The organism is Stenotrophomonas sp. YJH_SMC_58, assembly GCF_059369635.1.
Map to the genome: position 1 here is coordinate 316,035 of NZ_JCAFSW010000004.1, position 14,921 is coordinate 330,955.

Genomic DNA, 14,921 nt, shown 5'->3' on the forward strand with positions numbered 1-14,921 from the left:
CGGACGCCAAGGGACTGAAACCATGGAAGGACAGCCACTCCACTCTCCGGCGAAGGGAATTGCCGCCGAGTTCGGCTACTACCCGAGGGCCTGCGACCTAGACACGGACCGTTTTTCGGTCCGAACGCTCACCACTCTCCAAGAATCCATGGCGGCGGTTACGGAAGATCCCTGCACCGTAAAAGACTGGATCTATCCGGGAGCGCAACGTCATCGCGACGTGTTTAGCGGGAAGACCCGCTTGATGCCCTATGCCGCCCGGGTCTTTGGATTGCCCAAAACTCACGTCCTGACCCTTCATCAAAGCACCAATCCACTCGACCTTGAGTTCGTCGTGTGGTGCCTTGCCTTCTTCCTGGGCATGCCCCTAACGACGACCGAGGCCGGCTTTCTCGATGCGGCGCCGACCAAGCCCGGCAAGCTCGTGGACTTCGTTCTGACTCGCCCGGGCGATGAGTCCGATGCCATCGGATTGGCGTTGGACTTTCTCAATGCCGAGCCCGCCGATTCAAGGGCTCCCAAGCGGGTGGCGGCCGTCATCCACGCATTGTTCCTTTCGCACTATCCTCAGAGCCTTCCCTTTGAGCGGTTCCAGTACCTCTACATGGCACTGGATGGGTGCTTCCAGCTCATTTCAGCCAAGGGAGGGGCAAAGCCCCCTCGAACCCACGGCGAGCGCATTCAGTGGATGTGCGCGGCGTTCAACATGCCGGTCCCCGATTGGGCCAGGCACGCCACGGCGGCGCCGTCGTCGCTTTCGGTGGTTCGCAACAACGCCTTCCACGAGGGGCTCTTCTTTGGCGAGCCGCTTGGATACTCGATCTATGGCGGCAATCAACTGGCAGCAGATCCTGGCAACACGCCGCACCAGATGCAGGCATTAGTCAGCCGTCTCTTGGTCGCCCTTCTTGGGAAGCCACACGCAAGCTACGTCAAGTCTCCCGTCAACGAGCGTCAGCATCACGGACTCAACCTCCGTGAGTGAACTGACGAATTGGAAAGATCGATGACTGACCGGATCAGGAAAAAATCCATGCCGTCGAAAGCAGAAGAACGCGCTCCAGCCGCACAGTCCGAAGCAATCAAGAGTTCCGGGAACGAGATGACGGATCGCAACGTTCACGTCAAAGAATACCTGCGCTACTACCTTTCGCTGCCCACCCCGCCGGGGTTCGCCGTACTTCTGGATGGTCCCTGGGGGATCGGCAAGACCTTCGTCATCAAGAAATTCCTGGACACGCTGGACAAGGAGGCGACGCCGTACATCTATGTCAGTCTCTACGGCATCCGATCAGTTGACGACATCGACGACGCCATCCTTCAAGGCATGTATCCCGTGCTGGCGAACAAGGGCGTTGAACTGGGAGGCCGGGCGCTCAAGTCGATCGGGAAATACTTCAACGTGGAGCTGGATCTGAAAGCGAAGGACTTCCTCAACAAGTCCAAAGCCAACGTCTACGTGTTTGACGATCTGGAGCGATCTGAGATGCCCATCAATACGGTGATGGGTTACATCAACGTGTTCGTGGAGCACGAGGGACGCAAGGTCATCCTTATCGCGAATGAGAAGGAGATCGACGATAAGCCGAAGTACAAGCGAGTTCGCGAGAAGCTCGTTGGCAAGGTGTTCGAAGTTCAGTCGTCCCTCGAGGAGGCACTGCAAGGATTCTTCGTCGCGGTCAAGGACAAGGCCGCGAAACATTTCATTTCCTCCAGTGCTTCCATCATCTCGGAGGTCTACCACCAGTCTGAGATGAACAACCTGAGAGTTTTGCAGCAAACCATCCTGGACTTCGAACGACTCTACATCGTCTTGGAAGAGAGGCATCGGAAGAACGATGAGGCGATGAACGCTCTGCTGGCTCTCCTGTTAGCGCTCTCATTCGAGGTCAAGGCAGGACGACTTGCCGCGGACGACATGAAGGATCGCCAGACCCAGATCGTATCTTCGTACATGCGGAACAAGCAGGACGAATATATTCCCCCCAGGATTGTCGCCGTGAACGATCGATATCCACGTGCGCGGGTTGACGCTGACCTCCTCTCGGACGATACCCTGATCGACCTGATCGTGAGAGGCATCGTTGATCGGCAGAGGATCAGCGATGAGCTGGATGGAAGTTCTTTGTTCTTTAGAGCTAAGCAGGAGGCCGCCTGGCGGACCGTGTGGAACTATCGTGAGCGCACGGAAGAAGAGTTCAACGTGGCTCTTGCCGAGATGACGCGTGCCTTCGCCAACCATGAATACACGGTCCTCGGCGAGATTCGGCACGTTTTCGGCATTCAGCTCCGGCTGTCGGCGATCGGTGTGACGATGGCCAGCCGCGCACAAGTCGTTGCCGACGCAAAGGCCTATGTGGACTACCTGTACGATCAGGGATGGCTTGAGCCCATTGAACGGCGACGAGACCGTTTCGATGTCACTGTCCGTAGCCACGATGGCTTAGGCTACATGGAAGCCTCCTCAGCAGAGTTCAGGGGGCTCTCTGAGTACTTGAACCAGAAACGCCATGCGGCTGCGGTCGATCGCCGACCCGCCATTGCCCAAGATCTTCTCACGTTGATGGTGGATGACACCGACCAGTTCCTCCGCCGGATCTGCTTGACCAATCACGAGGACAATGAGTTCTACGACATCCCGGTGCTGGGCGCCTTGGACGTGCGTAGATTCGTGGACACCTTCCTCGGCCTTCATCCGGGAAAACAGCAAAGGGCGATGATGGCACTCAGGATGCGCTATGAAGATGGCCTGATCGACCGGTATCTCGCGGACGAACGGCCTTGGGCGATCGAGGTCAGGGACCAGCTGCGGGCAGCGAGTGCTGCAATGTCTCCCATTTCAAAGGATCGATTGCAAGAGGTCGTCGCCTACGGTCTTGATGAAGCGTTGGATTCCGCAAAAGAATCGTAGGCCTTACGGGGAAGCGCGTTTGCCTCGCCGGAATCCGCGATCCCCGTCCATGAAGGCTTCGAGCATGAGCGGAATGAGGGCTGCCGCGTCGACGGATTCGCCGTAGGCCTGCGCGTGCATCGCCGCGTAGCGATCCAGCTCCGCCTTCAGGGCCGCGGGGCAGACGAAGGTCAGCCGGATGGATTCCAGCTTCGGCAGCGGACCGAGCCGCAGCTTCCGGGTCGCGCTCACGGCAGGCTCCCGCGCAGGAAGAACATCAGCTGGTACGGCCGCAGCACCAGGTCACGCGAGACGATGAGCCGGACCGGCAGGCCCGGCCGTGCGGTTAGCGTCGGCTGCACATTGAGGTGGCGCCGGGTCAGCTCCTGTCCCATCTGGTTGACGCTATCCTGCGCGCTGTCGCGCCCGGCGATGACGACGCGATTGCCGTCCTGGCGGTTCTCCGGAGCGGCCAGCTCGGCGCCGACGCCGAGGATCGTAGTCAGCGCGGCGCTCGCGAACAAACGGCCCCAGTGGCCATCGACGTCATCCTGCAGGCCGGCGTAGCCGGCCGGGTCGGCACCGACGAGGTTGTCGAGGGTCAGCGAGGACCGTTGCCATGGTGTGTACTCCAGAGACATCCGGTGCAGTGGGATCGAATAACCAGGTCTTCCGTGCCTCACGCTTGGTGTGAACTGTGAGATCACGGAATTTCTTTGCGCGTGGGTGACGCGCCTTTCGGGCTATTCTCATGATGCTCACCGCATTCGGATGGCTGCGTCGCGTGATGGCACCTATCTTCTTTTGAGATGGACATGGGTTGCTGCTTCCTGAATGCTGGACAGCTTGGAAAGGACGCAGCGCATTTGGTCGCCTTGATGCCAATTTCACAGCTGCTGGATTTGAGTGGCGAGCGTCGCCGGCCGGGTTGGCGTGAATTCGCTTGCACAAGAGGACGGAATCGGACGGTCTCGCGGGGCTTCATCCTCGATTAAACTGGCGACAGGTTTCCATGGACGGGGGAAGTGCAATGTATGGGATGGGTGGTGTCGCGTCCTGGCCGCAGGCGCTGGTAAACGAATCGATGCGGTTTGGACAATTCTTAGGGGCGAATATGGGGTTGCTATCAGTAGCGGTATGGACCGTCGTCGTGACGGCCTGTGGCGTTGGTTTGACATTCTTGACTGGGTCCTTGACGCGCCGCCAGGCAAAGCAACAGATTGAGCTGCAGATGCTGATCTCCCATCGGACCACGGCGGCCTTTGTTGCTGATAAGCGCCAGAAGTGGATCGACGAGCTGCGTACTGAAATGGCGTTTCAGCTGGCCTTGTCACAGGAAATGCTCTGGAAGTGGGATGCTGTGCGTTCCCGTACTGCGTTGCGGGTCCAGGAAGAGGCCAAGGATGCAGAAGGGAAGCTGGATCCGGTGAAGCAAGAGGCAATTCTGCAAGCGGCCGCAGATGCCTTTTCCGTCGAGCATGGTGCACGCGATCGTGAGCATCAGGAGCGTCATATCCGCCTGATGCTGCGCCTCAATCCGAAGGAGCCGTTGCACGTCATGCTTCGGGAGCGCCTTGAGAAGATTCGCGATGCGATCAACAGAACGCAAGGTGCCAATTCCCAAGCTGATGCCAGAAAATTGCTCCATGAAGGCATCGCCTTCATTGAGCAGGCGCAACAGTGCACGCAGGACATTCTGAAGGCAGAGTGGCAGCGGGTGAAGCAGGAGGTTGCCTATCCGGACGTGTTGATGTCGACCATTCCCAAGCCGCCGGCGAACCCCGCGTAAGAACCTTGACTGTGGTTCGTTTCGTGCGCAGCGTCCGGGCATCCGCGGGATCTTGATGGAATCGGAGTCTGGATCGACGAGGGTTCGGTCGATCCGAGGACGCTCATTCACACTCGGCGCGGGGCAGCGGTCATCGGCCGGCCCTTACATGAATGGCCAGGCCGGGAAAGCACGCATACGCCAGTTCGCGTAGAAGGACGTGAGATGCCAGCTATCGCATGGCATTCGTCTAGCTCGACGCGCTGATGCCGTCTGCAGCCCGACGATGCGCATCGGTCTCCATGCGCGCTGCGTGCACCAGCAGGGGGACTGCGGACAAGGAAGAGGACGTGTGCGATGGACGCGAGGAATGATGCTGTCGGCAGCCTGCAGGACTACTTCCTGTTTCATGTGATGATGGAGCGCAAGGGGGCGATGGCGCGGCGTCCATTTCGACAACCTCGAGCGGCTGCTGACGCCGGGACACTTGAGCTTGCGTCCGCGCGGCGGTGGTTTCCCGCCGCTGCGCGAGATGCCTCGGTTGGTGTACGACGCACAGGCGGGCGATCCGCCGCGTGACCTGGAAGGCGGCTTTTCCGGCTACTGGCTGGTTTCCCAGCGCCTGCGTCAGGTCCTGCTGGAAGTGGATCCGCAGGCGTGTGTCTTTGTCGAGTGCGACTACCGAATGGCCGACGGATCACCGGGTCCGCGACGGTTCCTCTGCGATGTCGTGCAGGAGCGCGATGCTCTCGATGAGCAGGCGTCCACGCTGGAGATCCAGACTGGGCCGCAGTTTTCCAGTGGTCGGTTCTATGACGTAGTCGGTGGGAGTCGGCTGGTGTTCCGACTGGAGCGACTGGCCGGTGCGCGTTTGTTTCTCACGCCACATTCCTATTTTGTGTTTTGCGATCGGGTACTCCGGGATGCGATCGCCGACGCGGGCATGGATGTGGAGCGTGGCCGCGATGGATTGGGCTTCCTTGATGTGTGCGATCTGTGAGTCATTTTGGCCCGCGAAGCGCGCGGTGCTTGCACAAGGCTGGCTTTGCGCTATAAAGGCGCCTGCTTTGCGACCAGGAGTCGATCGTGGCTCTGACGAGCGTGCAAGCTATTGATGTACAGATCCAGCAATTGGAGGCGCGCAAGCGTCTGGTGCAGTCGCGCGATGCCGAGGTCAACGCAGCGCTAGGGACCCCGCAGAAGTATGCCCCGGTGCTAACCCCGAGCCAGCGCCGCCGGATGCTCCAGTTGGCTGGCGAGAGCAGCGTCCCCGTATCGCCAGGCCCGAGTGACAGGCGGCCCCATCCGAGCAAGGGCAAGATCTTGGGCAAGCAGGCCCCGCGCTATCTGCTGCCCACCGGAGAAACCTGGTCTGGGCGTGGCCATACCCCTCACGCATTCAGCGCGTGGGCTGCGACAGTTGACGGCAAGGCGTGGTTGAAGGCGCATCCGGATGAGAAATTCCCGCCGGTGGGCAAGCCGTCGGTGGCGCCGGATGGAAGCGCGAAGGTCCCCGACAGACGGATCCATAGCAAGAAAATGCCGGCGAAGAAGAGCCCGAGCAAGAAGCGGCGGGCCAAGTAGATCACGGTGGCACTGGGACGCCAGTACGCGATGTGTGCTGGCGTTTCGGACTCGCAACAGAGCCGGACGGGGCATGACACCGCCTGTGCCTCGCCGTAGGAGACTTAGGCCCATGCGGGAAAGGGACAGGTCGTCATACGTATAGCAGACGCTTGATGCCGGTGAGTGGCCAGGGCGAGGTGGAGAGCTCTGCATGCTCGCTGGATTGAAGCCTGATCATCCTTCCTGTTCGGCGACGAGCTTGGCCTCAGAGAGTTCCAGGGCAAGCTCATTCCAGCCGGCTTCCCTGGCGTACTTGACCATGCGGTCCACGGTGCGCGGGCGGGCGCTGCGGCGCAGGGGCTCTGGAATATCGGCCGGACGCATCCGCCAAGGCAAAAGGACATGCCCGGCCTCTGATACGCATCGGCTTAGGAACGCGGCGATCCGAAAGCCGCCTTCGTCCAGGTCTCCCCAGTGCAACACGGGCGTGGACGGGGGCAGGTCCGTCAACAGGCGCAGGTACATGGCCCGCCACGCCGGCGACGGCATGCCGGCGGTGTAGAGGCACAGCACATCAGATTCGCTGTGCTGGCGCGCCCATCCATGGAAGGTGGTTTGGTTCTCGATGGTCAGCACTTCGCTAGGCGGGGCGCCAAGGCCAAGCACCGTGGTAGGGGGCAATGCGGTGTAGGGCCGGTCGAGAAGAAAGGCGCCTCGCTCCCGACGGACCACGATGTTGCCGGCCAGGCGCACGGGCTGCGGTTCACGATAGAGGCCCAACTCTTGCAAGACCTCTGCTTCCGGGCGTGCCTCCTCGTCGGTGCTGCCGGTGAGCAAGACATCGAGGTAGGGGATCAAGGCCTCGATGCGTTTGCTATCCCTGAACAGACGAGCGCTGGCGTCCCTGACGGCCGTTTCCGTGGCACCCCGTGCCACTTCTGCGGTGCAATACGCGATGACGTCACAGGCCATGACCCAGCGGTGGACGACGTCAGGTCCGCTGCCACGAACGGTTTTGAGCTTGTCCCAGGTGGACAGCACGTCGGTCAGGACCGGGTACCGGCTCAGGTAGGTGTCCAAGGCTTGTCTTGCGGCTTGGACCTGCACCGCATAGGGCACCTCGCCCAAGTGGCTGGCCAGTTTGACGATGTCTACCAACTCAATGCGCTCAATGAGACCCTGGCGATCCCGCCGAGGGCGGTGCACTGTGATGGCCCCCATCGCTTGCGCCGTGGCCATCTCCGCTTCGAAGTCCTCCATGGCCTTCAGGCCACGCAGTGCGTGGTATTCGGACAGGGCGGCAGCGGCCAGGGCGGGGCGCCGCACCGCCGTACCAGCGTGGTGTTTGTTGGCCGCCTTCAGGAGGCGTAGCAGCGCCTTCCTCGCCCGCGGATCCATCACCTTGTCCGGGATCTGGCTGCTCATGCAGAGGGTCCTTCTATTGAGACGTGTTGAGGCTGGTACTGCCTTCGGATCTCCGCTTCGATCAGCTCCGGGTTGAATTCAGGCAAATCTGCGCGGAACATCTCTCGCGTCTCGGCAGACACATCATGCCCCTCCAGCATCACGATGTTGCTTTCAGCATCGCGCATGATGTCGTAGTACCGATCGAGAAAAGCCGTCAGACTCCCCAACGCATCTCCCGTGCTGGCCATGAAGACCTGTAAACCCAGTTCCTCGAAGTAGCGCATGGTCGCGACAATGTTGCGCGGGTCCATCTTGATGAACGCTTCGTCGATGACCAGTAGCCGCAGGCCGGAGCCGTCGCCGCGCTCCAGCCGGTACGCTGACGACAGCGCTGCACCGGCGATCACATAGAGCGGCGCGCGATGTTCGCCTCCTGAGCCAGAGCCGACCCGCTTGCTGAGCCATCCGATGTGCCGGGTAGAACGGCTGGAGGCTTCTTCGCGCAACACCTCGATGTCGAAGTCAAAGAACTCGCGGTAGTCGTCCAGGGGTGATCTCACGGCAGCCGCGCCGACCACGGTCTTCTCACGCATCAGTTCTTCGAATTCTTTGGGGAGCTCTCCCGTCCCGCCCAGCAGGTCCTCCGATGGGCCGTACTGAGCCACGTCCTTGATGAACTTCAGTAGCGAGGCGTAGGCGGAGCGTTCATGCGCACGAAACTGATAGCGCTCGTTATTGGTAAACATCGGCGCACGTCGCAAGGCCTCATTCATCCGATGGAGGGTGTCGCTCAGCCACTCCAGATGCTCATGCAAGGCCACCGCGACGTCGTTGCGGAAAGTGCTTTTGGCCGCGCTCAATGCGTCCTCCATGCGCGCCTTGTTTTCGCGTAGTCCGGTCTCGGTCAAAACCAACACGCGTGCTTCCAGCCAGCGGCGAGCGCTACGCCAGTCGTCCTGCGGATCGGCTGGCATGACCTCGTTGTGTCGGACCAGAAACGCCGACAGCTTCTGCATGGCACTGGTTGCTTTCCGCTGGGAGTCTTCTTTTGCGCCCTTGCTGCGTCCGTTGTAGTCGCTAACCATCTCACGATAGGACAAGCCTTGACGGGACAGAAGCCTCTCCCATTGGCTGCTGGCGTAATCGGCGTCATAGCCCTCCTGGGCCTGCGCGGCCTCGGCGACTGCTTGCTGGGCCACCGCCAGGGTCCGCTTCCTTTGGGTATCCTCACGCCTCTGCTGATGAGCCGTCTCAGCGGCGCCCACGGCTTGGGCAGCCACCAGCAACTGGCTTCGCGCCTCAGTCAGGGCAGCCTCGGCCTCTTCCAGCGCCTGGACCAGCCGGCGGTATTCCTCCGTATCCAGCGCTCGCAGCCTCCGCGTCAGATCGGCCTCATCCCGGATTTCCTTGACCACCCGCTCGACAATCTCGAGGATGTCGCCAACCTTGTCCTGCTCCCCGCCGACGAAGGGGCCCAGGTTGTTCAGCAGGGTCTTGAGTTTCGTGTAGCGTTCCTTGAGTTCTTCAATCTCTGCCTGGAGCTGGCGGGCACGCTCGGCGATGGAGCTACGCGTTGCCGTGGAGGTGGGGCCGATCTTGAACAGGGCCGGATCCGTCGGCCGTTTGCGCACCATCTCCCCATCGGCTAGCAACATGCCGTCGCGGGTCATCGCAAACCGGTGGGCAAAGCACTCCTCCTCCGTTTCAGCCTGGCGGGTGTCGCCAAATTTCGATCGCAGATAGTTGACCGCGGCAGCATTGTTGCCGCTGATGAGTTCAGCTACTGTCCCGGGCTTAGGACTAGGGCGGCTGGAGAACTTGCTGGGCATCACGACCTTTGCCTCATAGATGCTGGCGTGGCGTGAAACGCGGAACGCCTTGCGCTCATCGGCTTCATCGACTAGCAAGGCCTGCATGTTCGAGGTCCCCAGATAGGATTCGATCGCTGGTTGCCAGTCCGGCGTATCCACGCGCACCAGATCGCATACCGGGATGGCTCCGATTCCTGCAACGGCCAAAGCACGTTTGAGCGCTGCAGCGGCCCCCTCGAGTGGAGGCTTTCCTTTGGCGATGCGCTCCTGGTTTTCCCGCACGCTGGCTAGCTCGGCCTCGGCCGCCGACTGCGCACGCCCGACGGCATGCATCTCCTCGATTACCTCGTTGCTCAACCGCTGGGCTGCGCGCAGCGCCTTGCGAAGGGTCGATTCCAGCGCATCGCGCTGGCCGATCACGTCTCCCTCCAGCAGGGCATGGAGATCCCGGTACGCCGGGGCTGTGACGGCAGCGCTGTCGGCTACGGGCTTGCCGGGGATCTGAACATCAATGGCCCTGGCAATTGCCCGGATGCTGCGGTGCAGTCCCGACGTATGCTCGCTGAGACGTTGCTGCACACCGGTGAGGCTTTCGCGCAGCAGCGCCGCATCCTGGTGAGATGCATGCCGGTCCCGGTTGGCGGTACACGCGCGTACGCGCTGGTCTGCCGTTTCCACCTGACCAGTTGCATCGTCACGCCGTGCGTTGGCAGTGACAAGCGTGGCCAGAGCACGTTCTTCAGCCGCTTCGGCGGTTGTCACCTCCTCGTTGGCGACCTCCAGCGCCGCCGCCTGGGCTAGCGCCGCGAGCGACACCGCGTGGCTGCAGCGGCGATGGGCATCCACAAAATCCGCCTCGATCACCTGGGCCTCGTCCAGCTTGGCTTGCACGCTGCGCACCAGGGCTGCCATTTCCTGGAAGGTGTGCAGGACCTCCTTGAAGCGCTTGATGTTCGTCGGTCGGATCTCCAGGACCTGCTGGCGGACGATGTCGTCCACGCTCCTGTCAAATTTCATCCGCAGTCCGAAGCGGAAGGCCTGACGATAGGCATCCAGACGCGGAGCACCGCGGGTGCCCCGCAACCGGAACAACATCGCCTTCAAGAACCGCTCCGAATCGTGGAACAGGACCTCCTCTCCCTGGGCACGCTGCAACAGCATCTGCCGGAAGCTTGCCCAGGGGCGAGGCTGAGCTACGCCGTTGGCGTGTTCGAGATGATCGTAGAATGCAATCTCGGCTGGAAGAACATAGCGACCCAGAACATCGGGCTTCTCGCGATCAGCGCTGGCGTAGATGCACACTCCGGTGGAAACGATCTCCTGAGTCTGCGTGTCCTGCCAAACCAGGGTGATATAGGTATTGGCACTGTTGCGGACGCGCGCGTCCGGCGAATCACCATACTGGCCAAGACAGTAGCTGCGGATGTTGCGGCTGTTGTGATTGGATTCATCTGCCTGCGCATTGAATGCGACGCCGGCGTTGCCACGACTTTCATTGGCACCCAGCATAACAATCTGGACGGCATCCAACAGCGAGGACTTTCCGCTACCGTTGGCACCAAAGATTCCGCAGGTCAGACCGACCTCAACGTCGCGCATCTCGTACAGGAAGAACTGCACCACACGGATCCGGATCAACTTCTTCATGCGGCACCGCCTTCTTCCATGGCGGTGGTGGTCGGGTCGGTCTCTACCAGCTCGGCATCCGGATTGCTGAACAGCGCGATGCGCGCCAGTGCCGCTTCGCCGAGGACTTCAGCGATGCCCGGGCGGATAATGACCACGTAAGGTTGATCGGCCACATGTCCGAACCGGTCCACCTCTTCCTCTGACACCCGGGCGATCCCCCAGCGCCGCATCCATTGCATTAGCGAGACGAGTTTGCTGCCGGCGGGCAGCTCGCGTCCGCCCGTGGTCTGCTTGTACTTCATCTCCAGCGTGACCAGATCGCAGGCCACCTCACCGTTTTCGTCGTGGTGCCCCGAGCGCGTCTCCTCATCGAAGATCTTGCGTAGCACCAGAGCGAGTAGCGTCTGTTCGACCGTGACCGGCGAGGTCTTCACGTGCTTGGGGATTGCACAGGCGTAGCGCAGCTGGCTGTTGACCCGTACCGTGTAGCCCAATGGGTCCAAGGCGCGCTTGAATTCACGCTCAAAATCGCGGATGAGCCCATAGGCCACCTTGCTTCCGCGATCGGCGGCGTAGAGCACCTGCTCGGTGATCAGTCGGTTTGCGGCCGCCTCAAACTCATCTTCCGTGACCGCCTGCCGGGTGGCTTCTACCGCATTTGCCCAGAAACTCACGCATCTCCTCCCTTCGCCGGTTTGGTCGTCCTTGCGATCACGAAGCGCAGGTGAGAGATGCCCTGATGCTCATCCTGCTCACCCTCCAGCCGGATCGTGGTAAATCCGCTACTCATGGCACGGGCGTTTGCCCGCAGCAGCTTGCTGGTTGACGCATTGGCAGTGGAGATCGTGCACAGCGTTTGCAATGCACGGACCGCCTCAATGCTGTCGATCCGAAGCGTGGCGCTGGCCACCGTATCGGCCTCGCCCAACTGGAGACGGACGAAGGCCGCCAGCTTGGGCAATGACATGGTTCGGCGGTCTCGGGCCATCAGGGCCAGACGCGCGCGCGCTGCCTGCTCCGGGGACATGACCTGCTGGCGCAATCCGCTGGGCGGGGGGCGCTTGGTCTCCAGCCGGGGCGAGGCCAGGCGCTCGCCCGCCAGGCAGTCGCCGGGTGCAAATGGGGTCAGCGCAGTGGCCTGGCTGCCGTGCTTGATGACGGCATCGATGGCTTGATGGATCAGCTCGTCCAGGGGCCGGGTGGCCCGCAGCCGGTAGTCCAGATAGGCCAGCGCCAGCTTGTTGGCGCGGCGAATCTCATCGTCAAGCCGGTCCAGATACTCATCAATGCGACGAAGGTCCTCCACCTTCTCGATGTCTCGCTCGAAGAGCGCCTCGGCGCGGGTCGGATCGCGGCCCGCCTGCTTCTCCAGGTACCACTGCAGCAGTCGGGCACGCATGGCCGGTATCTGCTGGACATGGGCCACCAGGCGCAGGATCTCCTGGCGCCGCGCCAATGGGTGCTCGCGTGTGCGCAGCTCCTTGTAGTCACCGATGAACATGCGTTCGACATAGTCGTCAAAGAAGCGGCGCACGAACTCCCCGGTAGCGTCGACGCGGCCAAGCTCCAGCATCAGGTCGCGGACATTGGTGCCGGCAATACGCACATGCTCGAGGAGGGCACGGGATTGCCGCGCCGCCTCCTGCAGGGAGGAGCCATCGGTCGCGTCGTCAAAGAGCAGCTTCAGGTTTGCTTCGATGCTGCGGATCTTGCCGGAGACGAACTCGGGACCGGTATGCGCGAATTCGACCAGACGGCTCATGAAGTGGGCGACGGCGGGGGCCATCGTCACCATCTCCCGTACACCGACCCGGTCTACCCGAAGCCAACCTGCGTCGCGCAGACGATTGAAGACCATGATGGCCCGAATAGCCAGCGGCGTGGCCGGTGTTACATCGTCGCCCTCTGGAGTCCAATCTTGGTACTGGAGCTCTTCGGCGATGTCGGCCGTGATCTCGCGCGTCAGAAAGCCGCTGCTGGGCGGCAGCGGGGCTTCGGGTCCGAAGCGCTTGGCGTGTAGTACGCACAGCAGTGACCAGTACTGCTGGCGATTGGCAGAGGCCAGCGGTGTGAACAATCGATCGGGCAGGCGCTTGAAGAGGGGCGGATAGCGCTCGGCGATCTTCTCCAGGAAGATCTGATCGGTCAGGTCATAGATCGCCATAGGGGTCCCTCCGCGCGGTCCTCAACGGTCCGATGCAGGCCGGGGTGGCAGCAGGGGTCGCGTTAGGGCGGCGAGCGCCTGCGGGTCGATCAGATCGCGATGGTCGGAAGATCGACCGCCAAAGGATCTCGGCATACGCGGCCCCTAGCGGTCGGTGATTGACCGGGGCTTCCCACAAGAAAGGGCCCGCCATGGCATTCCTTGTCCGGCGACCATCGAGAGACATGAAGACGTCGACTCGTATTGATTGAGATTAACGGTATGTATAAACCAGCGCTATGTAAATACAGAAGAGGTGGGTAAAGAGGTCGCAATGGCAGCCGCATGGGACAGCCATGGCGGCTCGTGTTGAAAGAGTCGATGCCAGTCACGGCCGCGTGGGGGTGATCTTGCATGGAACCTCATTAATCCAATAGCTAAGAATTCAGTATTCTTGATCTACTAAAAGAGCCCCGCCGGGGATGGCGCAGGGTGGGAGTGGCTGCCGCGGGCGCCGGGACGGGGCAAGGTCGGCGAACACAGTCCTTCCACACGCAGGGTGTACGTGATGGACGATTTAGGAAGTGCCCGGACCGGTGTCCGCGTTCGAGATGGGCCGTCAGTCGGGGATCCTTGAAGTCCTTGGCCGCGGCTAAAACTCCCTTGGATCTGAAGCACCAGGGACCCGACAGCGCGTTAGCGAAGCAAACTGATGAAGTTTGCGATGCCGCCACTGGCCACGGACAGTGCGGCCAGGACGGCGGCCACCTTGTTGATCCTGGCAGCCTTCAAGCCAGCGTCCAACAGAGCCCCCGTCCAGCCGGCCTGTGAGACCGGAGCGTTCCCCGGCTCCACGGCCCATCCGGGATCGACCTTGACCTGGCTGGATTGGAGCCAGTAACGAGCGCTGGCTAAGCCCGTGACGAGTGACAGCAGACCAAGGCTGAGGCAGATGTACTCCATATGTTCCCCTGGCAGGCAATGAAGGTTGGGAGGCGACCCAAACGAGCGATGGCGTACTGAAGGTGCGGACAAGCGGCGCCGGAACCTGGCCCGCCGCCTTCATGGTAGCGGCCGGGAGCGGCACGGCTTTCACATGGACTGGCTGGCCGCGCAAGGGTTTTCCCCGAGGGATGCGCCGTTTCCTTGCCCTGGCGGACCTTCTAAGATGGCTGCGGCCTTCCTTTACAAACCCCGAGGGAAGCGCCTTGTCCGGCGACGGAAACTCCTGTCGCCGGACGCCTGGGGTAAGGCGAGCGCCGGCGCTCGCCTGGAGGCTGCTCCAGCCCAGCCTCCCGCAACGGTCCGGGAGCACCAGGCCGCTCGCGCGGAGCACGCCGGCGGCGCATGCCGGTCGTCCATGGCAGTCTCCATGTTTCTGCGAATGCGGGAACTGCCAATCTGTGTGCAGCCCCGTCGGCGAGGGGACGACTGAAAGTGCAGTGGCGCCTTGGGGGGCAGTGTTTGCCGACGAAGGGCATGTCCATCAGTCAGAACACTAACGGTGCGATAGCTGCTATCGCAATTCCAGTTGTCGCGAAATGGAACACATCTGGTTCTATGCAAGCAGGTGGAAGAAGACGCATGGGAAGTGCATAGCCCCTGCGTTGTTGCGGAAGGGGCGGTACTACCGAAGCAGGCGCATGGGGTCTTCTTTGGCCCGCTAGGCTTGTACCAACGGGGGCGGCGTTAAACACGTACAGAAGA

The 14,921-nt window shown here is 61.6% G+C and carries 10 protein-coding genes and 1 pseudogene; 5 read left to right on the forward strand and 6 right to left on the reverse strand.

Annotation, left to right across the window (positions count from 1 at the left end):
- Positions 1–22 precede the first annotated feature (22 nt).
- Complete coding sequence (locus AC5P68_RS08140) at positions 23–985, forward strand: hypothetical protein (RefSeq protein WP_495216657.1); 963 nt, start codon at positions 23–25, stop codon at positions 983–985.
- Positions 986–1,006: 21 nt separating this feature from the next.
- Positions 1,007–2,911 carry a P-loop NTPase fold protein gene (locus AC5P68_RS08145; RefSeq protein ID WP_495216658.1) on the forward strand — a complete coding sequence of 635 codons (1,905 nt, stop codon included), beginning with the start codon at positions 1,007–1,009 and terminating at the stop codon, positions 2,909–2,911.
- Positions 2,912–2,914: 3 nt separating this feature from the next.
- Here the strand turns inward: AC5P68_RS08145 and AC5P68_RS08150 are convergent, their stop codons facing one another.
- Both AC5P68_RS08150 and AC5P68_RS08155 read right to left on the reverse strand, forming a co-directional pair.
- On the reverse strand, positions 2,915–3,142 hold the full coding sequence (locus tag AC5P68_RS08150; RefSeq protein ID WP_495216659.1) for a DUF2274 domain-containing protein: 228 nt from the start codon (positions 3,140–3,142) through the stop codon (positions 2,915–2,917).
- Positions 3,139–3,597 carry a TraB/TrbI/VirB10 family type IV secretion system protein gene (locus AC5P68_RS08155; RefSeq protein WP_495216660.1) on the reverse strand — a complete coding sequence of 153 codons (459 nt, stop codon included), beginning with the start codon at positions 3,595–3,597 and terminating at the stop codon, positions 3,139–3,141. Before AC5P68_RS08155 ends, AC5P68_RS08150 begins: the two co-directional genes overlap by 4 nt.
- A 332-nt stretch (positions 3,598–3,929) precedes the next feature.
- Here AC5P68_RS08155 and AC5P68_RS08160 point away from each other — a divergent pair, with 332 nt between their 5' ends.
- From AC5P68_RS08160 to AC5P68_RS08170, 3 genes and pseudogenes are all read left to right on the forward strand, one after another.
- Positions 3,930–4,679 (forward strand): hypothetical protein, encoded by a 750-nt coding sequence (locus AC5P68_RS08160; RefSeq protein ID WP_495216662.1) that lies wholly within the window; start codon positions 3,930–3,932, stop codon positions 4,677–4,679.
- A gap of 421 nt (positions 4,680–5,100) precedes the next feature.
- Positions 5,101–5,658: pseudogene (locus tag AC5P68_RS08165) on the forward strand (imm11 family protein); the annotation flags it as partial.
- A gap of 86 nt (positions 5,659–5,744) precedes the next feature.
- Positions 5,745–6,242, forward strand: a complete 498-nt coding sequence (locus tag AC5P68_RS08170) for an H-NS family nucleoid-associated regulatory protein (protein ID WP_495216664.1) — start codon at positions 5,745–5,747, stop codon at positions 6,240–6,242.
- A 216-nt stretch (positions 6,243–6,458) separates the two neighbouring features.
- Here the strand turns inward: AC5P68_RS08170 and AC5P68_RS08175 are convergent, their stop codons facing one another.
- The 4 genes from AC5P68_RS08175 to AC5P68_RS08190 are packed head-to-tail and all read right to left on the reverse strand — an operon-like array spanning position 6,459 to position 13,235.
- A complete protein-coding gene (locus AC5P68_RS08175) occupies positions 6,459–7,649 on the reverse strand; it encodes a Wadjet anti-phage system protein JetD domain-containing protein (RefSeq protein ID WP_495216666.1) in 1,191 nt (396 codons plus the stop codon).
- Positions 7,646–11,089, reverse strand: coding sequence for an SbcC/MukB-like Walker B domain-containing protein (locus AC5P68_RS08180; protein ID WP_495216667.1), 3,444 nt, complete (start codon positions 11,087–11,089; stop codon positions 7,646–7,648). The genes AC5P68_RS08175 and AC5P68_RS08180 overlap by 4 nt, the downstream gene beginning before the upstream one ends.
- Positions 11,086–11,745 carry a DUF4194 domain-containing protein gene (locus AC5P68_RS08185; RefSeq protein ID WP_495216668.1) on the reverse strand — a complete coding sequence of 220 codons (660 nt, stop codon included), beginning with the start codon at positions 11,743–11,745 and terminating at the stop codon, positions 11,086–11,088. The genes AC5P68_RS08180 and AC5P68_RS08185 overlap by 4 nt, the downstream gene beginning before the upstream one ends.
- Positions 11,742–13,235 carry a Wadjet anti-phage system protein JetA family protein gene (locus AC5P68_RS08190; RefSeq protein ID WP_495216669.1) on the reverse strand — a complete coding sequence of 498 codons (1,494 nt, stop codon included), beginning with the start codon at positions 13,233–13,235 and terminating at the stop codon, positions 11,742–11,744. The genes AC5P68_RS08185 and AC5P68_RS08190 overlap by 4 nt, the downstream gene beginning before the upstream one ends.
- Positions 13,236–14,921: the final 1,686 nt, after the last annotated feature.